Source organism: Hymenobacter sp. BT559, from assembly GCF_016427535.1.
Classification (GTDB): domain Bacteria; phylum Bacteroidota; class Bacteroidia; order Cytophagales; family Hymenobacteraceae; genus Hymenobacter.
Map to the genome: position 1 here is coordinate 290,623 of NZ_JAELXV010000002.1, position 18,738 is coordinate 309,360.

The following is an 18,738-nucleotide window of genomic DNA, read 5'->3' on the forward strand; positions in this document are numbered from 1 at the left end:
TAGCCTACTATCATGCAAAAGCGCGCAATCAACCCCTGGCAGTGGCAAGCGCCCAGTGCCTACCAGCAAGCCGTAGAAGTAACTCAGCCCGCCGCCACCCTCTACTGCGCCGGGCAGGCCGCCATCGACGTCGACGGCCACCCCAGCACCGCCGACATGCGCGCCCAGCTCGGGCAAGTGCTCGGCAACGTGGAGCAGGTAATAACCGCGGCCGGCTACCAGTGCCGCGACATCGTGCACCTGCGCCTGTACACCACCGACACGGCCGCGCTATTTGGCGAAGGCGGCTGCTTCGACGTGTTTACCGACTGGGTAACCCGGCACGGCATCCAGGCTGCCGCCACGATGGTCGAAGTCAACTTCTTGGCCTTTGAGGGGCTGAAAGTAGAGGTGGAAGCCACGGCCGTGCGCTAGCGGCGCCTAGGGGCCTCCCTGTTGTTTCCGTCAGCCGCTGCCGCCCTAGGTAGCGGCTGACATTGTTTTTGGGGCTAAGTGCTGCCGTAGCAAACAGCAGAGGCGAGTGCGGGCAGTGCCGTTTAGTGGGGTGTGCTGGGCTCACGCCAGCTGCTCGGCCAGCGCGGTGAGGGTGGGCGCTTGGTAAGTAGGCGGAGGCGCCAGAGGGTATAGCGTCTGGCCGGGGCGGGCGAGGAAAGCCGCTTGCAGGCCAGCAGCCAGGGCACCGGCCACATCCCAGCCGTGGGCAGCTACTAGCAGCGCGTGGGCGGGGGCTACGGCGGCTTGCGCGGTGGCGTACTGGTAGGTATCGAGGTGGGGCTTGTAGCGGTGCACCGCATCCACGCTCAGCTGCTGCTCGAAGTACTCGGTGAGGCCGGCGTAGCGCAGCTGCTCGGCCAGGGCAGGCGCGGTAGAGTTGGTGAATGCCACCAGGCGGTAGCCGGCCGCGCGCAGCTGGCGCAGACCGGCGGGCACGTCGGGGTGGGGCGGCAGCTGGGTGAGCAGGGCCGTCAGCTCGTGCTTTTGGGCGTGGGAGAGCGGTTTCTCCTGTAGCATGTGGGCGGCCATATCGAGGGCCGCGTCGGCAAGGGCCGCGAAGGTGAAATACTGGTCGGTGACGGTAGCCACCAACGAGTGTTGCAGCAGCAAGCCAAACCACTGGTTGAACGCCGCCTTGTTGCCGAAGGCCGCATTGACGGCCTGCTTCAGGGGCCCCATATCCAGCAGGGTTTCGTTGACGTCGAATAGAATGACCTGGGGCCGGGACAGCGGAGCAGCGAGAGAAGCCATGGATGCGGAAAGTTGGCGGGCCACCTGCGGCCGCTGGTTAGGTACGTGGGGCTAGGGCTGCGTAGTTACAGCGGCGCCCTAGGGTGGCTGGCCGGCGTCGGGGCACTTGCAGAGCGGTTTGGCTCGTGTTAGCGCGTTTATAAGCAGTAGGTAGTACTTTGCTAGTACCTAGCCCAGCCTTATATGCGAGCTGCCGAGCCCCACCGTGCTACGCCTTCCCCGGCTGTGCTGGCCTGCTACAATGCTGTGCCCAATGTGCTATGGTCGCTGCTGAGTTTGGTACCCCTGGTGGTGTTTTGCTACCAGCACGTGACACGGCCGTGGCTATATGGGTTTGGCGCCCTAAGTCTGCTAGCCTACGCGTGGCCCACGGCCTGGCTGCGCCACCTGCAACTGAGCGCCAAGCCCGCGTTGTACCGCAAGCTACTGGTACCCGCCCTCAACCACCTCACCCAGCACGGCACGCTCGTCAACCGCCTGCTGCGGCACCGTTATCCGCAGTATCAGTATCTGCCCCCGCGGGCTAACCTAGCCAAGGTCATGCGCACCACCTACCACATGGAGCGGTTTCATTGGATGATACTGGTGTACTTCCTGCTGACCACCGGCTACGCGGTAGCCCTAGGGCACTGGGGCTGGGCCGGGGCGCTCACCCTGCTCAACGTGGGGTACAATCTGTACCCCATTTGGCTGCAGCAGTACTTGCGCCTTCGGCTGCGTCAGTTGCCGCGCTCGGGGTAAGCCAATAGGTACTCGCATAGTAACCCTATTTCAAACTCACTCAACCGCCACCTAGGTAGCGACTGGCGCGTTTCAAGAAGGTAGGGAGGTGAGCTTAGATACAGATGGAGCCTAGCTTCGGTGGCCCGACCACGCAGTAGATTTGGCGCATCGCCTAGCCCCGCCTGCCCATGCACCCACTGCTTGCCTACCTGCGCCGCTTTGTGCCTGCTCTCACCGATGCCGAGTGGGAGCTACTGGCCGGAGCCGTGCGGCCGTGCCACCTAGGGCGGGGCCAGCACTTTGTGCAGGCCGGCGAGTACCGGCCCGAAATCGCGTTGGTGCTGCAAGGGAACTGCCGCCTTTACTACCTGCGGCCCAGCGGCGAGGAGCGCACCACGTACTTCTTCTTCGAAAACCACCTGCTGGGCGATTACCCCAGCTGCCTCTCGGGCCAGCCGAGCCAGCTCAACATTCAGGCCCTCACCGATACCGACCTCGTGGTGTTCGACTACGCGGTGCTGCGGCGCCTCTACGACGAGTGCCCGGCCTACGAGCGGTTTGGGCGCATACTGGCCGAGTACCACCTGCTAGGCACCGATGCCCGCCTCGTCGAGCAGCTCATGCTCTCGCCCGAGGAACGCTACCAGGCGCTGCTGGCCAGCGGCAAAACCAAGATTCTGGAGCGTATTCCGCAGCACTTGGTGGCCAATTACCTCGGCGTCACGCCCGTATCGCTGAGCCGCATTCGGGCGCGGGTGGCGCGGGGAGAGTAGGGGCGCGGCGTAAGCATTTATTATCTTTTGTTATCGCCGGGGACCTAGGGCCGGGCGGAATTTTGGGTATTGAATTTCACCACTCAAACCCCCGCTTACGCCCATGAAATCGCTGCTGAAACTCGAAGAACTGGCCGAACTGCTGCTGGCCGTTTTTGTATTTGCCCACCTGCCTTTTGCCTGGTGGGTGCTGCCCGCTGCCTTCCTGCTGCCCGACCTGAGCATGCTGGGCTACCTGGCTGGCCCGCGCGTAGGTGCCATCAGCTACAACCTAGCGCACCACAAGGCCCTAGCCATAGCGGTGGGCGTGGCAGGCTGGGCGCTGGGGCTGCCCGTATTGGTGCTGGCCGGCGTGGTGCTGCTCTTTCACAGTGCCTTCGACCGGCTGCTGGGCTACGGCCTCAAGTACACCACTGGCTTTCAGGATACGCACTTGGGTCGGGCAAGTAAAGCTACTCCGGCTAGTCTAGCGGCTGCCTAAATTTGAGGCATGCAGACGCTCACTAGCCGGCCGCCGGTGCCGGTTCACCCCTTCAAGGGCAACAGCAGAGAAGCTTTTACGATGGCGCGGTCGGAGGGCGGCACCGTGATAGAAGCCGACATGCTGCTGCCGCACCGCAAGGCGTATTACCTGCTGGTGTTTGTGCGCCAAAACCAGGGGCGGCACTGGGCCGACCTCATGCCCTACGAGCACCGCCCTAATACTGTGTATTGCTCCGAGCCAGGCCAGATACTGGTGAAGGAGGAACCCACGCCCTTCTGGGGTACGCACCTAGAGTTTACGCCCGAGTTTGTGGCCCGCCACGTGGGGCTAGCCGAGCTACCCATCGTGCAAAACCTCCACCACGGCCACGAACTGCGCCTGACGGCCGCCGAAGCCGACACCGTGGAGGCCCTGCTGGCCCAGCTGGAGGCCGAGTACCAGCGCCCCGGCGAGTGGCAGCAGCGCCTGCTGGGCGCCTACCTCACGGTGCTGCTCACCTACCTCAGCCGCCTTTATACCGAGCAGTACGCCGAGGCCGAACCTACGCCCGACCAGCGCCTGCTGCGGGCTTACCAAGCCAAAGTAGAAGAGCATTTCCGCGAAGTGCACGAGGTGAGCGCCTACGCCACGCAGCTGCACATTTCGGCCGGGCACCTGAGCGAGGTAATCAAGGCCCAGACTGGGCGGCCCGCCATCAAGCACTTGCACGAGCGGCTGGTGCTGGAGGCCCGGCGCCTGCTGTTGCACACCGAGCAGCCGCTCAAGGAAATCGCCTACGACCTAGGCTTTCAGGATGCCTCGTATTTCACGCGCTTCTTCAAGCGCGAGGCCGGCACCACGCCCGCCGACTACCGGACCAGCATCCGCAAAATGTACCAGTGAAGCCGCGAAATGGGTAACAGCGGCGCTTCGGGCGTTCAGGACCTTTGTGCTGTTCAACTAACACACCATGTCCACGATGAAAACCGTTCTCATCACCGGCGCCAATAAGAGTATTGGCTTTGAAGCTGCCCGCCAGCTCTTGCAGCAAGGCTACTACGTATACCTAGGTAGCCGCGACACGCAGCGCGGCCAGCAAGCCGTAGACCAGCTCCATGCCGAAGGCCTCACCCAAGTAGAGCTGCTCCTTATCGACGTGGCGGACAGCGCCTCTATTGCCGCCGCCCGCGCGGCCCTAGGGCAGAAAACGCCGGTGCTTGACGTGCTCATCAACAATGCGGGCATCTTGGGCACTCCGGTGCAGCCCGCCACGAGCGCTAGCGTGGCTATGATTAAGGAGGTGTTCGACACCAACGTGTTCGGCGTTATCGAAGTCACGCAGGCCTTTCTCGATTTGCTGCGGCAGTCGCCCGAGCCGCGTATCGTCAATGTTACCTCAGGCCTAGGCTCGCTGACCCTGCACAACGACCCCACCTGGAAGTACTACCACGTGAAGGGAGCGGCCTACCAGCCATCCAAGGCCGCGTTGAATGCCTATACCATTATGCTGGCTTACGAGCTGCGCGACACGCCTTTCAAGGTCAACGCCGTGGACCCCGGCTACACCGCCACCGACTTCAACCACCACAGCGGCCCCGGCACCGTACAAGATGCCGCCGCTCGCTTGGTGAAGGCCGCTACCCTAGGGCCAGATGGCCCCACCAGCCAATTCTTTAGTGACGATAGCGCGCCTGAAACCGGCATTAGCCCTTGGTAGTCAGCCAGGAGAGTGCTGATAAAAAGTGAAATATTCACCAGTAATTCGGCCGGGGCGCAGCAGACCTTTGTGCAGCTCAGGCGCAACTGCGCCCTAGGTCCCTACTACGCCTCGCGTTCTATTTTCCACACAAGCTTTCATTTATGTCAACCCTCACCATTGCCCCCAAGTCGGCCCAGCCGCTCACCGTCAACCGCCTGGGCTACGGCACCATGCGCCTCACCGGCCCCGGCATCTGGGGCGAGCCCGCCGACCGGCCTCAAGCCTTAGAAGTGCTGAAAACCGCCGTGGCCAATGGCGTCACGTTCATTGATACCGCCGACTACTACGGCGACGATATCACCAACCGGCTCATTGTCGAGGCGCTTTACCCCTATAATAAGGACTTGGTAATCTGCACTAAGGTGGGCGCTACCCGCAATCCCGCCGACAAAAGCTGGCCGCCCTTCAACCGGCCCGAGCAGCTGCGCCAGAGCATCGAGCGCAACCTGCGTACCCTGAAGCAGGAGGCTGTGCAGCTGGTACACTTCCGGGTGATGCCGGGGGCCGAGGTGCCCTTCGCGGAGTCGATGGGCGCCATGTACGACATGCAGCGCGAGGGCAAAATCCAACACGTGGGCGTGAGCAACGTCACCCCCGAGGAGCTGACCGCCGCCCTAGGTATGGGCCAAGTAGCCAGCGTGGAAAACATGTACAGCTACGCCCAGCGCACCACGATGAACGACGGCCATGGCGAAACCCGCGGCGGCGAAGTATTGCCGTTGTGCGAGCAGCACGGCATTGCGTTCGTGCCGTTCTTCTCGCTGGTGCACGGCCTACCCAACGCTGGCAACAAGCTCGCCGAGCTGGCCCAGCAAAAAGGCGTGACCGAGGCTCAGCTCAACATTGCCTGGCTACTGCATAAATCGCCGCTGCTGCTGCCCATCCCTGGTACTTCGTCGGTAGCCCACCTGCGCGAGAACCTTGCTGCGGCTAACATCGAATTGAGCGCCGAGGACATGGCGTATCTGGGGTAAAGGCCCTAGGGTACCTTATCTATAGAAATGTCATGCTGAGCTTGCGAAGTATCTTTTCACGTTGGGTTACTACCCATGACGTGAAAAAATGCTTCGCAAGCTCAGCATGACATTTCTGATTTTTAAGGCTTTTTAAGCTGCCGTCTGCTTAGCAAACCGCTGCTGCGCCTCCGGCGTCACAGGCGTGAATAAGTTGATTAGGTTGCCGTCGGGGTCGCGGAAGAGCAGCGAGCGGTTGCCCCAGGGCATGGTGGTGGGCGCCTGCACCAAGGTGGGGGCGAGCAGGTCGGCCAGGCGCTGGTAGTCGGCATCGACATCAGCCATCCGAAACTCGATGATGGCCGAGTGGTTGGCGCCAGGGCTGGCTACCTGCTCGCCGCCAAAGGGGGCTAGGGTGCTGGTGTGGCCGATAGCCAGCGTGGCCCCGGTGGTGCGCAGCTCGGCAAATGTGGGGGTGTAGCGCGTAAGCGGCTGGCCGAACAACTGCTCGTAGAAGCCAGCGAGGCGTTCAAAATCGGCGGTGATGAGGCGGACGGATGCGAAGTGCATGGGGCTTGAGAGATAAGTGATAGATGCCACAAAGAGCGGCACGCTCACTGACAACCCTATGGCAGTCTGCCCCGGCCGGGTCAAAAAAATTATACCGCGTGGGGCAGATTCAGGCTGGTGATATAGTCGGCCAACGACAGCAGCGCCTGCTGCGTGAAGGGCTGCGTAGTAGCTGCTAGGTGCAGCAGGCGCGCCACCCGAAACTCGCGGTATCCCTGCCGCAGCTGGCACCAGCCCACAAAGTGCCAGGTGAAATTGTAAAACACCAACCCAATGGGCTCGACCCGGCGGCGCGTGTGGCGGCCCTCTTTGTCGGAGTAGTCCAGCTCCAGCACGTGGCGGTTGGCGATGGCCGCCTGGATAGTGGCTAGGTACTGCGTATGACCTTCCTGGTACTCGGGCACGTGCAGCTTGATGCCGTCGGCCAGTTGGGCTAGCCGGTCTTGGTCGGCCGGGCGCAGTACGGCGCGCACCTTCTGCAGCGCCGCGGCCACGTGCGGCTGAATAGAGCCATCGGCTAGGGTAGCCCCTAGGGTTTCGAGTAGCAGCAAGGCATTAGCCTCGTCGGGGGTAAAGCTGACTGGCGGCAGGAAGTAGCCCTGCACCAGAAAGTAGCCCCGGCCCACTTCGAAGCTGACCGGAATACCCTGCTCGCCCAGCGCCTTGATGTCGCGGTACACCGTGCGCACACTAATGCCGAACTGCTCAGCTAGTTGCTCGGCTGAGGTGTAGCGGCGGGCTTGCAGCAGGGTAGTCATGCCAAATAGGCGGTCGATGCGATTCATAAGAAAGGGGTACCAAAAGGCTGGCGAAAGTACTTTACCGGCTCTATGCACCAGATGGCCCTTCTAACCCTTCTAAGTAGCTAGCAGGTCGGTACGACAAACCCAAGCCAGGCTACTGCACCAAACCCCGATAGGCCGCTACAGCGGCTTTGGCCTTGTGGAGGGGACCTATAGGTCAGAGCAGCTGAGTAAATCTGAAATGCGATTGAACAACCGCATGGCTTAGCCAAAAAGCGTTGGCCGGTTGGTAGCGCCAGATGGGTATTTTTGTGAATATGAAAAAGTATGCTTTCCTGCTAGTGGCCGGGCTGGCCACGGCCTGCAACCAGTCGGCTCCGCAAACCACGGCTGCCGTTGCGCCAGCCCCTGCGGCCAAGACCGATGCTCCGGCCCAGCTGGCCCCCACGGCCGCTATCAACACCCCTAGGGCCAAGGAGCTGCTCAAGCAGCCGGGCACCCAGGTACTAGACGTGCGCACGTCACCCGAGTATATGCTAGGGCACCTGCAGCCCGCCCAAAACCTGAACGTGAACGACGACAACTTTGCGCAGCAAGTGGCCAAGTTAGACACCAGCAAAACCTACGTGGTGTACTGCCGCTCGGGCAAGCGCAGCAGCAAGGCGGCCGACATCATGTACCAGCATGGCTTTCGCCACGTCGTGAATGGCGGCGGCTACGACGACCTCAAGTAGCAGGCGTTGCTGAGTTGTGAGCATTGGTGCTGGCACCTAGGGCAACCTATTGCCGAAAGGCGCAAAGGGTAGCGTTTCTTGCTGGCCAGGGATGAGCAATAGTGAACAGCAATAGGAGGCCTAGGAGCTTGTGCGTAGCTAACAAGTTTCTAGGCCTCCGTTGCTTTGGTAGTGGCCGGGAGGTAGGAGCCAGCGGCACAACGGCGTGCTACGGCTGATGGCCGCCAAAACCCACTGTAGACTTCGGCCGTTGGGAAGGCAACGATGATAATCAGGCCAAAAGACAATTGGCTGCGGCTGCTTTTTGTGTGGCGCGGCTCGGTGCTCCCGCAGATACTGCCGCGGCTGGGGGCGCTGTTGGTGCTGTCGGTGGCGGTAGTGCTGGCGCACGGCCAGCTATTTGCCTACAAGGTACCCCTGACGGCGGCGCCATTTACCTTGTTTGGCGTCACGCTAGCCATCTTCCTGGGCTTCTACAACAACGCCAGCTATGACCGTTTTTGGGAAGGCCGCAAGCTCTGGGGTGCCCTGCTAAACACCACCCGCTCGCTCACGCGGCAAGCTCTGACCCTAGGGCCTAGCCCTAGCAACGCGCCCGAAACGGCGCATTTTGTACGGCTGCTCATTGCCTTCGTGTATGCCCTCAAGCACCAGCTGCGCCGCACTGATGCCGCGCCCGACCTAGGCCGGCTGCTGCCCGCCCCACTGGCCCAAGCGGTGCAACAAGCCACCTTCAAACCCATGCTGCTACTGCTCGAACTGGGCCGCTGGGTGCAGCAGCGCCACGGCAACTCGCCCGCCGACCTAGGCGCCCAGCTGGCTTTCGACCACAATTTCAATCAACTCTCTGACATTGTGGGTGGCTGCGAGCGGCTGGCGGGCACGCCTATCCCGTTCACATACAGCGTAGTGCTACACCGGACGGTGTACTTGTATTGCTTTTTGCTGCCATTTGGGCTGGTAGATAGCACAGGCTGGGCCACGCCGCTGATTGTGGCTTTTGTGGGCTATACGTTTATGGCGCTCGATGCCATCATGCGCGATATCGAGGAGCCCTTTGGCCTAGGCGATAATGATTTGGCTTTGAATACCATGAGCCACATGATAGAATCGACCTTGCTCGAAATGGCCGGCGAGCCTTTGCCGCCCACGCTGGTGCGCCCGCACCAGTATGTGTTTGACTAAGAGGCAAGGAGCGTGGCTCCGCGCCATCGTCTACCTACATTTGCTGCTCTCGGTTTTTGCTTGCTGCCTTTGAAACTGTTTTACTCATTTCTCGGCTTGAGCGCCGTTGTGCTAGTAGCCGCCACCACGCACCGTGCTACACCGCCTCAGACTTACGACTTAGTTATCAACCACGTAACGGTGGTGGATGTAGAGACCGGCCAGCTACGCCCCAACCAAGTAGTAGCCGTAGCGCAGGGTAAAATTGTGCGCCTAGAGCCGGCTGGCAAAACCAGCTACCCCGCCCGGCAGCAGCTCGACGGCACCGGCCGCTACCTCATGCCGGGCCTCTGGGACATGCACGTGCATTTTCGGGGCGGCGATAGCCTAGCGGCGGCCAATAAAAAGAGTTTGACACTGTACCTGGCCCACGGCATCACGACGGTGCGTGACTGCGGTGGCGACCTCACGCCCCGCATTTTCGAGTGGCGGCGCGAAGAAGCGGCGGGCACCCTGGCCGGTCCGCGCCTCTTCACCTCGGGGCCCAAAATCGACGGGCCGGGCGCCACCTGGCCCGGCTCGCTGGAGGTGACAACACCCGCCCAGGTCAGCAAAGCCCTCGACTCGCTGCAACGGCTGAAGGTGGACTACGTCAAGATTTACGACAGCAAAATCTCGGGCGAGGCCTACCTAAGCACGATTTCTCAGGCTGAGGCGCGCGGCATGAAAACCACCGGCCACATGCCCTACTCAGTGACCCTAGGCGAGGCGGTAAACCGCGGCCTTGATGCCACCGAGCACCTGTACTACGTCTTCAAAGCTTGCTCCAGTAAGGAAGACAGCCTCACGGCGCTGGTGCGCGCCAGCCTGGCTACGCCCAAGCCCCTAGGGCTGTTTGCGATGCTGCCGGCCGTGTACGACACCTACAGTCCGGCCGCCGCGGCCCGCATTTTCCGCCAGATGGCGGCGCACCACACGGCCGCTGTGCCCACGCTGGCCATTGGCAACACGCTGGCCAGCCTAGGCACTACCGACCACACCCACGATACGCTGCTGGCTTATATCGACCCCAAAATCCAGCGTACCTACACCAAGCGCCAAGCCAGTGCCCGGCAGCAGTCGGCCACCGCGCGGGCTTTCACCCAAAAGCTCGAAGCTAAGTTTATGACCCTCGTGCCGCAGATGCAGGCCGCCGGCGTCACCATCCTGGCAGGCTCCGACAGCGGGCCATTCAACTCCTACACCTACCCCGGCGCTTCGCTGCACGACGAGCTGCGCGAGCTGGTGCAAGCTGGCCTCACGCCCGCGCAGGCCCTACGGGCCGCCACCCTCAATGGCGCGCGGTTTATGGGCGTAGCCAATCGCACGGGCACCGTGGCCGTGGGCAAAGATGCCGACTTGCTCTTGCTGACCGCCAACCCATTGGCCAACGTGGCCAATGCCCGCAAACTATCGGCTGTAGTGTCGCGGGGCAAAGTATACTCGGCGCCAACCTTAGCGGGTATGCTGCGGGTGATTAAAAACTAGCCTAGGTGATAGTTTCAAGTACTTACAATCGTTTGTCATTGCGAGCGCAGCGAAGCAATCGCACCTGGTCGGTGGCCGTTCGGGTGCGATTGCTTCGCTGCGCTCGCAATGACAAACGTGTATTGATTATAAGTCTATTACAGAATTACTTCACCACAAACTCGGCGGGCGGGCTCTTGCGGCCGTTGGGCGCGATGGTGACGGCCCGCACCAGCAGTTGCCGGCCGACCGGTACCGCCAGGGGCTTGTTGTACAGCGTGGTAGTCTCGTCGGGCATGAGGCCGTCGAGGGTGTAGCGAATTTGGGCGCCGGGCACCAGCGAGCGGAGCGTGAACACGGCTTTATCGCCTTGCTTCACCATGCTCACGCTATCGAGACCTAGGGGCTCGGGCACGCGGTAATTGACTTTCTTGGCGTCGAGGCGGGCAAAGTGCTGGCTCATGCGCGGCACAAATTCGGGGTAGCTCTTGCGGGCCGCCGGCGTCCAGGCCACTTCCGACACGGCCAGCAGGCGCGGAAACAGCATGTACTCCACTTTGTTGGGCGTCGTGACGTACTCGGTCCAGAGGTTGGCCTGCGGACCTAGGATGTGCTTCTGCTGCGCGGGCGTGAGCTCGGCGGGCAGCGGGTTGTAGTTATAAATCTTGTCCAGCGGCAGGTAGCCTGAAATATGCAGCGGCTCGTTGGGGCTGTGGGGCACGGGGTTTTGGCCGGCGTCGATGTAGAGGTAGCCGGCCGGCGTCATCACTACGTCGTTGCCGTGCTTGGCGGCTTCGATGCCCGCCTTCTCGCCGCGCCAGCTCATCACGGTGGCGTCGGCGTCGATGCCGCCCTCTAGTATCTCGTCCCAGCCGATGAGCTTTTTGCCTTTCGTAGCCAAGAATTTCTCGATGCGGCGATTAAACCAGCCCTGCACCTGCTCGACGTCGGTGAAGCCTTCGCGCTTCATAATCTCTTGCACAGCAGCGCTTTCCTTCCAGCGGGTTTTGGGCGCCTCGTCGCCGCCGATGTGCACGTACTTGCCTGGAAAGAGGGCAGCTACCTCGGTCAGCACGTCCTCGAAGAAGCGGAAGGCGGGCTCGGTTGGGCACACGATGTCCTCGTTCACGCCCCACATGGTCCAGGGGGTGTAGGTGCCGGGCCGGCAAGCCAACTCGGGGTAGGCGGCCAGCACCGCCACCGAGTGGCCGGGCATCTCAATTTCGGGCACGATGGTGACGTAGCGGCGCTTGGCGTAGGCTACCACGTCGCGAATCTGCTCCTGGGTATAAAAGCCGCCGTAGGGCTGGCCGTCGTACTTAAAGTCCTCCGGCTTTTTGAACGTCTGCTGCGCGCCAATCAGGGTTTCCTTGCGGACGGAGCTGATTTGGGTGAGCTTGGGATACTTCTTGATTTCGATGCGCCAGCCCTGGTCGTCGGTTAGGTGCCAGTGAAAGGTATTGAGCTTGTAGCTGGCCAAGAAGTCGATGTACTTCTTTACAAAATCAACCGAGAAGAAGTGGCGGCTCACGTCGAGGTGCAAGCCGCGCCACTGAAAGGCCGGCTCGTCGGCAATGCGTACGTAGGGCAGGCTCGTGCTGACGCTGGGCCGCGGCGGCAGCAGTTGCAGCAGCGTTTGGGCCCCGTAGAAGAGCCCCGGCCCGCTGGCCGCCGTGAGCTGCACGCCCGCCTTATCGACCACCAGCCGGTAGCCCTCGGCGCTGGGCACGGTGCTGGCCGTGAGTAGCTTAATCTGCGCGCCCGCCGCACTGTTGCTGACCGTTACCGTTTTGCCGAGCGGCGCCAGCATTTCCTTGAGCAGGCTGGCCACGTTTTGGGCGTCTTTGCTGGGGGCGTAAACGCTGATTTTTTGGGGCAGCGCGTAGGTGCCGGCCGAGGTGCTCACCTCGCGGGGCAGCGGAATGAGACCTAGGCGCTGGGCGGGCTGCTGGGCAAGGGCGGGCTGGCTGGCCAGCAGTCCCGCCGCCAGTACACTGACTAGCCGGGTAGAAAAGGATGTGGACATAGGGGAAGCTTGGTAGAAGGCGTGGGGCGAAAATACCAGCACAGCGGGTTGGGCCCAGCTAAATGCCGCGTCTGTACCTGCCTAGGGCAACCGCCAGCAAGTGGTTAGCCGTATGCGTGGCGTATCAATTTTCTAGCGCAACGCGCCTCTCACGCATGGCAACTTTCGAAGACAACTTAGGCGGACGGCTGGCCCTGCTGGCCCCCGATGACATGAGCTCCGACCAAAAAAAGCTCTATAACCAACTGCAAGACACCATTGTGCCTTGGGCGAAGGCATCGGGCTTCCAGGCCGCCACCTTCGACGACCGCCTGATAGGACCATGCAATGCCATGCTGCGCAGCCCGCTCATCAGCAAGGCCCTCATGAGCGTAATAGCCGCCGAAGGCGAGCACACCTCGCTGAGCGAGAAAGTGCGGCAAGTCGTGATTCTGACGACTGCTGCCGCGTGGCACGTCGCGTATGAGCTGTACGCCCACACCGCTGTGGGCCGGCAGGCAGGCTTCGACGAGGCGACTCTTCAGCAGTTGGTAGCCGGCCAAAAGCCCGCCACGCTATCAGCCGATGAGGCCGTGGCCTACGACTTCACCCACCGCCTGGCCACCACCCACCAAATAGACCCCGCGCTCTACGAGCAAGCCATTGTGACCTTCGGCGAGAAGGGCGTGGTAGATATGATAGTGCTGGCCGGCCAGTACATGACCATCGGCGGGTTGCTCAACACTTTTGCCGTGCCCGCGCCTACAGCGACTGCCTAGAGAAGTGGAACCCCGACCCCTCCCCTCCGGGAGAGGGGAGCCAACCGCAAGCGGACGTATCCAGTCGTCAGGCTCCCCTCTCCCGGAGGGGAGGGGTCGGGGGTGGGGTCTAGGCCTCACACCCGCTGCAAGGCCCACAGGCTGACGTGCAGCGGCCCGCCTGCGTGCAGCACCGGCTCGCCCACTGGCGTGGGCAGGCCGTGGCCCTCAACTAGGTCCGACTCGAAGCTCAGGAGCTCGACGCTGCGCAACGGCCACGGGTCGTGCGAAATGCGCCCGCGGTACAGCCGTTGGCCTTGCTCGCAGGCGGCGTAGAGGCAGTAGCGCTCGGTGAGGAAAAAGGCCAGCGAGCCTGGCTCGCTGGGGGGCAGTGCCTCGCCGAGCTGCCAGGTGGCGCTGAAGTGCGCATGTGGCGCGCCATTGTGTACGCGGTGGCCGGTGTAGTGCAGGCGCTCGGCAGTGAGCCGCTCTAGGGTAAGCTGCGCCCGAAAATACGGTAGGTGAAAAAACGTGCGCGCGGCCCACACGGCCAGCGCATTGGTGGCATCGAGCGAGAAAAACCACACGCCGGGTACCCCGTCGAGGTGCACGTAAGTGCGCACGTTCAGCTCCAAAAACTCGCGCACGCCGGGCACCGGCGGTGTCACGCGGCTGCGCACGTCCCACATCCGAAACGGCACAATGGCCAGCCACGCCATGCCATCGTAGGTATCGACCTGCAAGCGCGGCGGCAGGTGCGGCTGAATGACCTCGGCCGGCACCGGCCAGTGCATAAATAGCAGGTCGCCCCAATCCTGGTACATGAGCGGCCGGCCCGCGGGGCGCTCGCGCAGGGCCAAGCGGTCGGCTAGGGTAGGGGAGATGGGCATGGGCTTAGTAGTATAACGGATAACTGGCTTCTACTACGTACCAGCTTACTATTAGTACAGCGCCACCGATGGGTCCACCTCGCGGCTCCAGGCGTCGATGCCACCATTCAAGTTAAGCAAATTTTGGCGACCTAGGCGATGCTGCAAGTAGCCCAGCGCCTGCGCCGAGCGCACGCCGTGGTGACAAATAAGCACCACGGGCCCCTCAGTGCGGATTTCGGCGGCGCGGCGCGGCACTTCGCCCAGCGGAATAAGCACGCTGCCCGCGATGCGGCAGTAGTCAAATTCCATTTCCTCGCGCACGTCTACGAGCTGAATATCTTCGCCGGCCGCCAAGCGGGCGTGCAGCGCGGCGGGAGTAAGGTCGGGTAGCATAGCACAAAAATACCCCGGCGGGCTACCTTGCGCGGCTTTTAAAGCTTATTGCTCATGCTGCTTTTTGCGTTTTCTGAGGTGCAGGCTATGGTGGTGCAGGCCCTGCGCGGCACTTCCGCCCTCGAATGGCTGGCCGTGCTCACCGGCTTTGCCTGCGTGTGGCTGGCCGCCCGCGAGTCGCTCCTCAACTTTCCCATTGCTATTGTTAGCTGCCTGCTCTATATCCTCATCTACTACCAAAAAGCGCTGTACGCCGACAGTGGCTTGCAGGTGATGTTTATCGCGCTGAGCGCCTACGGCTGGTACGAGTGGCTGTACGGTGGCCGCAACCAGACGCCGCTGGCCATTGCGCACACCACAGTCGCCGAGTGGGGCCTAGGGGCCGGGTTCATCGCCGTGTTCACGGCGGGCTTCGGCTACTACCTGACGCACCATACCGATTCATCGTTTCCGTACCTCGACAGCTTCACGACGGGTACCAGCCTGGTAGCGCAGTTTCTGCTGATGCGCAAGCGCCTCGAAAATTGGTGGTTGTGGCTACTCGTCGATGTTATCTATGTGCCCGTGCTCTGGGTCAAGGAACTGTACCCAACCAGCCTACTTTACGCGCTCTATCTAGGCTTGGCCGCGTATGGCTACTGGCAGTGGTTACGCGAAGTGCGAATGCGTAAGGCAGTTGTCTGATAATAAGTTACTTTATTTGCTGGCGTAATAAGCTGGTGGTCGCTACTACGTGGCAGTTGGTGCTTGGGTACCTAGGTAGGTGCTTGCTAATTAAGTTATTCACTTGTTTACCCCCACCCATTAAAATGTCGCTCACTACCCACCGACTTAGCTTTCAAAACTGGCTGACTTGCTGTGGGGTGCTGGCTATCCTGCTGGGATGTGCCACTGCAGCCGCTGCTCAAACTACCGTAGTGGTACCTCTCGCCAAGCTAAATGAGTTTAATCAACGGACATTTCTCAACTCCGACTCAGCGCAGCAAATCAAACCCTTGCTAAAGGACTTGCAGCACTACATGCTGAAATATCTGATAGTGGGTGGGCAGCCTGACCAGCCGCCTGCGCAGCGGCTCAACTTTCTAATTGGCCGCGATAAGCAGAACAACATTGTATTTGTGCCTGCCGAGCCTGGCACACTTAAGCTGCGCCTGCAAGACAAGCAAGTATTGCCCGCCACACCGGGCGAGCCAAAGCCTCGGCCATTTCAGCTACAGATACGGGGGCTGCATGGCCCCTTGAGGCTACAGCTACGGCCCGTAGTATATGTGCCGAAAGGTGTGAATATCACTCTTTTTAAAAAGAATGATTTGCTGCTTCTACTGGAATTTTCGGCAGATACTGGTGGTCTGCTCTCTGTTGGTCAGCAAGAGATAGCACTCCGGGCTAAACCAGATGGGTTGGTTTACACCGATGCAGGGGCAGCAGTTAAGGTGCTAGATGACCAACACAAAGGCCGAGCTTATAAAATAGGCGAATCATTCCTGGCTAACGGGCACTTGGTAACGCTGCGGCACATCAGCGCGGGCGGCGATAGCCTAACGGTGCAAGTAGCCGAGTCAGCGAGAGTTACCCGTGTTTTTGGTAGCGATGCTGGCTTCGCTTTTCAGCCGGCCACGCTTGCCGATGTGCAAGGGCGAGTGGTATCGCTGACCGGCACCGAACGTCCCTTGGTGCTAGACTTCTGGGGTACTTGGTGCGGCCCTTGCGTAGCGCTCACGCCCAACCTAAAAGCATTGCACCAGCAGTATGCAGCCACGGCGGATATCGTCAGCATCGCCCTTGATGATGCAGATAAGGTCAAACAATACTTGGCCAGCAATACGATTGGGTGGACTAATATTGCCATTCCTCAAAAGCAAGCAGAAGCCTCGCTTATCAATCGCCTAGGTGTCGAAGACTATCCCACTTTCATCTTGATTCACAAGGGCGTGATTCAGTACCGCGGAACGGGCGAAGCGGGTTTGAAAGAACTAACTCAACAACTGGCGCAACTTAAATAGCCTCTCGAGTACTCTCTTTTTTAGTGTTGCGCATCTCCATCACTGGGCCCGAGTCAGCGGGCAAGTCGACCCTAGCCGCCGAACTGGCGGCGCACTATGGCACCGTGTTCGTGCCTGAGTATGCCCGCGCTTACCTCGAAGCCCACGGCCCTAGGTATGCCCTGGCCGACCTCGAAGCCATCGGCCGCGGCCAACTCGCGGCCGAGGACGCCGCCACGCTGCAAGCCGGCCATCTGCTCTTTTGCGATACCGATTTGCTGGTCATTAAAATCTGGGCCGAGAATGCGTTTGGCACCTGCCCGGCCTGGGTTGAGGCCGAGCTGGCGCGCCCGCGCTACGCGCTCACGCTGCTGTTGGCGCCCGACCTGCCCTGGGCACCCGACCCCCTACGCGAGCACCCCGACCCGGCGCAGCGCTGGCATTTTTACAACCTATACCGCGCCGAGCTAGTAAGCCGAGGGTGGCCCTTCGCCGAAGTTAGCGGCCCGCCCGCCCAGCGCCTGGCGCTGGCCCGGGCGGCCATCGACGCGCAGTTGTCAAGTTGATTAATTGCTTATTGTTCACTGCTCATTGCTCTTTCAAAATGCTTACTCTCACCTCTGCTACTGCCCGCGTGCAGATTGCCGCGCACGGCGCCGAGCTTACCAGCTTCGTAAACCTCGCTACTGGTCTTGAGTATGTGTGGCCTGCCGACCCCGCGCAGTGGGCGCGCCACGCGCCGCTGCTGTTTCCTATTGTGGGCAAGCTGCCCGAAGATACTTATTTGCATAATGGCCAGGCATATAAGCTTTCACAGCACGGCTTTGCCCGCGACCAAGAGTTTCAACTCATTCATGAGGAGGCCGATAACCTAGTTTTTCAGCTGATGCACAGCGCGGTTACCCAGCAGGTATACCCATTTGAGTTTGAGCTGCGCGTGAGCTATACGCTGCGCGGCTCGGTGCTCACGGTAGGCTGGCACGTGCGCAATCCCGCTGCAGCCGACCAAGACTTGCTATTCAGCATCGGGGCGCACCCGGCTTTCAATTGCCCCCTAGGGACCGAAGGCGGGCAGTTTGCCGACTACTTTTTTGAAATAGGTAATCCACCGCAACCTTTTGAGCGTCATTTGCTAAAAGGGGGCTTGCGAACTGGTGAAACGCAACCTGTACCGCTAGCTAACAACGAGTTGACCGATGACGGAGAAGCATTGCCTCTGACTTATGACTTATTCGCTGATGATGCTCTTGTGTTCAAAAGCAATGATTTCAGTTGGATTGCACTCCGGTCTAATAAGTTTTCCAACTTCGTGCGGATGCAGTTTGATGGTTTTCCCTACCTAGGGCTGTGGACCAAAGGACCCGGCGCCAACTTCGTGTGTATCGAGCCCTGGCAGGGCGTGGCCAGCCCCGTGGGCCCGCCGCAGGAGTTGCGCGACAAAGAAGGGATTATGACCCTGGCCCCGAGCCAAATGTTTGATTGCAGATACACGATAGAAGTTGGGTAGGTGAGGTCTGCTTAGGCATACTGACCGTCATGCTGAACGCCAGTGAAGCATCTCGCTCGGGTCGTTAGGATAGTACTCCAACGATGCGAGCGAGGTGCTTCACTGGCGTTCAGCATGACAATCTTATTTGAATCGAAGCCTAACTAAGCCCTACACATCTACTGGGCGACGCCGGCGGTTGTAGTCGGGTTCCCAATCGTTGATGGGGCGCGAGATACCAGGCGGCAGGTCGAGGTCGGGCAGGCCGGGGTCGTGGGGCTCGCCGCCGCCATCATCGCCATCGGAAGGGGGTGGGGGAGGCGGCACCCGCCGCCGCCGCGGTATTACCATAAACAAGGTAAATACTGCAAGCATAACTAAAGCGAAGAGTAGCTGATGCATAAGGCAGGACGGTAGAAAAGGGCCGACAGGCGGTGGGAACCAGAGACCAGAAACGAGCGGAGCCGGATTAGGCAACGTAAACGCGCCGGCCCGCGTTGCGCCGCCCCCTAGCCGTAGGCTAAATTAACTGATGCTCAGCAAACGAAAAAGCGGAAAGCCGGACATTAGGGCCGTCGCAGATTAAAAATTTCGGGTCTAAGTCAGGGG

The 18,738-nt window shown here is 61.0% G+C and carries 22 protein-coding genes; 15 read left to right on the forward strand and 7 right to left on the reverse strand.

All coding sequences use genetic code 11. The features are described 5' to 3' along the window. The first annotated feature begins 12 nt into the window (after positions 1-12). Positions 13-414, forward strand: a complete 402-nt coding sequence (locus JAO77_RS07810) for a RidA family protein (RefSeq protein ID WP_198989780.1) — start codon at positions 13-15, stop codon at positions 412-414. A 141-nt stretch (positions 415-555) separates the two neighbouring features. Here JAO77_RS07810 and JAO77_RS07815 read toward each other — a convergent pair whose 3' ends face one another. Continuing rightward, on the reverse strand, positions 556-1,245 hold the full coding sequence (locus JAO77_RS07815) for a haloacid dehalogenase type II (RefSeq protein WP_198989781.1): 690 nt from the start codon (positions 1,243-1,245) through the stop codon (positions 556-558). A gap of 183 nt (positions 1,246-1,428) precedes the next feature. Between JAO77_RS07815 and JAO77_RS07820 the strand changes: the two genes are divergently transcribed. From JAO77_RS07820 to JAO77_RS07845, 6 genes are all read left to right on the forward strand, one after another. Continuing rightward, positions 1,429-1,986 carry a glycosyl-4,4'-diaponeurosporenoate acyltransferase CrtO family protein gene (locus JAO77_RS07820; protein ID WP_198989782.1) on the forward strand — a complete coding sequence of 186 codons (558 nt, stop codon included), beginning with the start codon at positions 1,429-1,431 and terminating at the stop codon, positions 1,984-1,986. A 170-nt stretch (positions 1,987-2,156) separates the two neighbouring features. Then, complete coding sequence (locus tag JAO77_RS07825; protein ID WP_198989783.1) at positions 2,157-2,741, forward strand: Crp/Fnr family transcriptional regulator; 585 nt, start codon at positions 2,157-2,159, stop codon at positions 2,739-2,741. A 103-nt stretch (positions 2,742-2,844) separates the two neighbouring features. Further along, positions 2,845-3,222 (forward strand): DUF4260 domain-containing protein, encoded by a 378-nt coding sequence (locus tag JAO77_RS07830; protein WP_198989784.1) that lies wholly within the window; start codon positions 2,845-2,847, stop codon positions 3,220-3,222. 9 nt (positions 3,223-3,231) lie between these two features. After that, positions 3,232-4,107, forward strand: coding sequence for a helix-turn-helix domain-containing protein (locus JAO77_RS07835; protein ID WP_198989785.1), 876 nt, complete (start codon positions 3,232-3,234; stop codon positions 4,105-4,107). A gap of 76 nt (positions 4,108-4,183) precedes the next feature. Continuing rightward, positions 4,184-4,921 (forward strand): SDR family oxidoreductase, encoded by a 738-nt coding sequence (locus JAO77_RS07840; protein ID WP_198989786.1) that lies wholly within the window; start codon positions 4,184-4,186, stop codon positions 4,919-4,921. A gap of 143 nt (positions 4,922-5,064) precedes the next feature. Beyond that, positions 5,065-5,937: an aldo/keto reductase gene (locus JAO77_RS07845; RefSeq protein WP_198989787.1), complete on the forward strand. Its 873-nt coding sequence runs from the start codon at positions 5,065-5,067 to the stop codon at positions 5,935-5,937. 132 nt (positions 5,938-6,069) lie between these two features. Here the strand turns inward: JAO77_RS07845 and JAO77_RS07850 are convergent, their stop codons facing one another. Continuing rightward, positions 6,070-6,486: a VOC family protein gene (locus JAO77_RS07850; RefSeq protein WP_198989788.1), complete on the reverse strand. Its 417-nt coding sequence runs from the start codon at positions 6,484-6,486 to the stop codon at positions 6,070-6,072. Between the two features lie 89 nt (positions 6,487-6,575). Further along, on the reverse strand, positions 6,576-7,271 hold the full coding sequence (locus JAO77_RS07855) for a helix-turn-helix transcriptional regulator (RefSeq protein WP_198989789.1): 696 nt from the start codon (positions 7,269-7,271) through the stop codon (positions 6,576-6,578). A gap of 275 nt (positions 7,272-7,546) precedes the next feature. Here JAO77_RS07855 and JAO77_RS07860 point away from each other — a divergent pair, with 275 nt between their 5' ends. From JAO77_RS07860 to JAO77_RS07870, 3 genes are all read left to right on the forward strand, one after another. Continuing rightward, the gene (locus JAO77_RS07860; protein WP_198989790.1) at positions 7,547-7,963 is read left to right on the forward strand and encodes a rhodanese-like domain-containing protein; all 417 of its coding nucleotides are present in this window, start codon (positions 7,547-7,549) and stop codon (positions 7,961-7,963) included. A 264-nt stretch (positions 7,964-8,227) separates the two neighbouring features. Then, entirely contained in the window at positions 8,228-9,148 is a 921-nt protein-coding gene (locus JAO77_RS07865) for a bestrophin family protein (protein WP_198989791.1), read from the forward strand. A gap of 96 nt (positions 9,149-9,244) precedes the next feature. Beyond that, positions 9,245-10,654, forward strand: a complete 1,410-nt coding sequence (locus JAO77_RS07870; protein WP_198989792.1) for an amidohydrolase family protein — start codon at positions 9,245-9,247, stop codon at positions 10,652-10,654. 145 nt (positions 10,655-10,799) lie between these two features. Here the strand turns inward: JAO77_RS07870 and JAO77_RS07875 are convergent, their stop codons facing one another. Further along, entirely contained in the window at positions 10,800-12,659 is a 1,860-nt protein-coding gene (locus tag JAO77_RS07875) for a beta-N-acetylhexosaminidase (protein ID WP_198989793.1), read from the reverse strand. A 155-nt stretch (positions 12,660-12,814) separates the two neighbouring features. Here JAO77_RS07875 and JAO77_RS07880 point away from each other — a divergent pair, with 155 nt between their 5' ends. Continuing rightward, entirely contained in the window at positions 12,815-13,417 is a 603-nt protein-coding gene (locus JAO77_RS07880; protein ID WP_198989794.1) for a carboxymuconolactone decarboxylase family protein, read from the forward strand. 116 nt (positions 13,418-13,533) lie between these two features. Here the strand turns inward: JAO77_RS07880 and JAO77_RS07885 are convergent, their stop codons facing one another. Both JAO77_RS07885 and JAO77_RS07890 read right to left on the reverse strand, forming a co-directional pair. Further along, on the reverse strand, positions 13,534-14,286 hold the full coding sequence (locus tag JAO77_RS07885) for a YqjF family protein (RefSeq protein ID WP_198989795.1): 753 nt from the start codon (positions 14,284-14,286) through the stop codon (positions 13,534-13,536). Between the two features lie 51 nt (positions 14,287-14,337). Then, the gene (locus JAO77_RS07890) at positions 14,338-14,661 is read right to left on the reverse strand and encodes a rhodanese-like domain-containing protein (RefSeq protein WP_198989796.1); all 324 of its coding nucleotides are present in this window, start codon (positions 14,659-14,661) and stop codon (positions 14,338-14,340) included. 54 nt (positions 14,662-14,715) lie between these two features. On the opposite strand from JAO77_RS07890, the gene pnuC reads away from it, so the two are divergent. From pnuC to JAO77_RS07910, 4 genes are all read left to right on the forward strand, one after another. Then, positions 14,716-15,345, forward strand: coding sequence for a nicotinamide riboside transporter PnuC (gene pnuC / locus JAO77_RS07895; protein WP_198989797.1), 630 nt, complete (start codon positions 14,716-14,718; stop codon positions 15,343-15,345). Positions 15,346-15,470: 125 nt separating this feature from the next. Continuing rightward, a complete protein-coding gene (locus JAO77_RS07900) occupies positions 15,471-16,664 on the forward strand; it encodes a TlpA family protein disulfide reductase (protein ID WP_198989798.1) in 1,194 nt (397 codons plus the stop codon). A gap of 23 nt (positions 16,665-16,687) precedes the next feature. Next, positions 16,688-17,209: an AAA family ATPase gene (locus JAO77_RS07905; RefSeq protein ID WP_198989799.1), complete on the forward strand. Its 522-nt coding sequence runs from the start codon at positions 16,688-16,690 to the stop codon at positions 17,207-17,209. Between the two features lie 38 nt (positions 17,210-17,247). Then, complete coding sequence (locus JAO77_RS07910; RefSeq protein WP_198989800.1) at positions 17,248-18,150, forward strand: aldose 1-epimerase family protein; 903 nt, start codon at positions 17,248-17,250, stop codon at positions 18,148-18,150. Between the two features lie 150 nt (positions 18,151-18,300). On the opposite strand, the gene JAO77_RS07915 is transcribed toward JAO77_RS07910, so the two are convergent. After that, positions 18,301-18,504 (reverse strand): hypothetical protein, encoded by a 204-nt coding sequence (locus tag JAO77_RS07915; RefSeq protein ID WP_144848410.1) that lies wholly within the window; start codon positions 18,502-18,504, stop codon positions 18,301-18,303. Between the last annotated feature and the right edge of the window lie 234 nt (positions 18,505-18,738).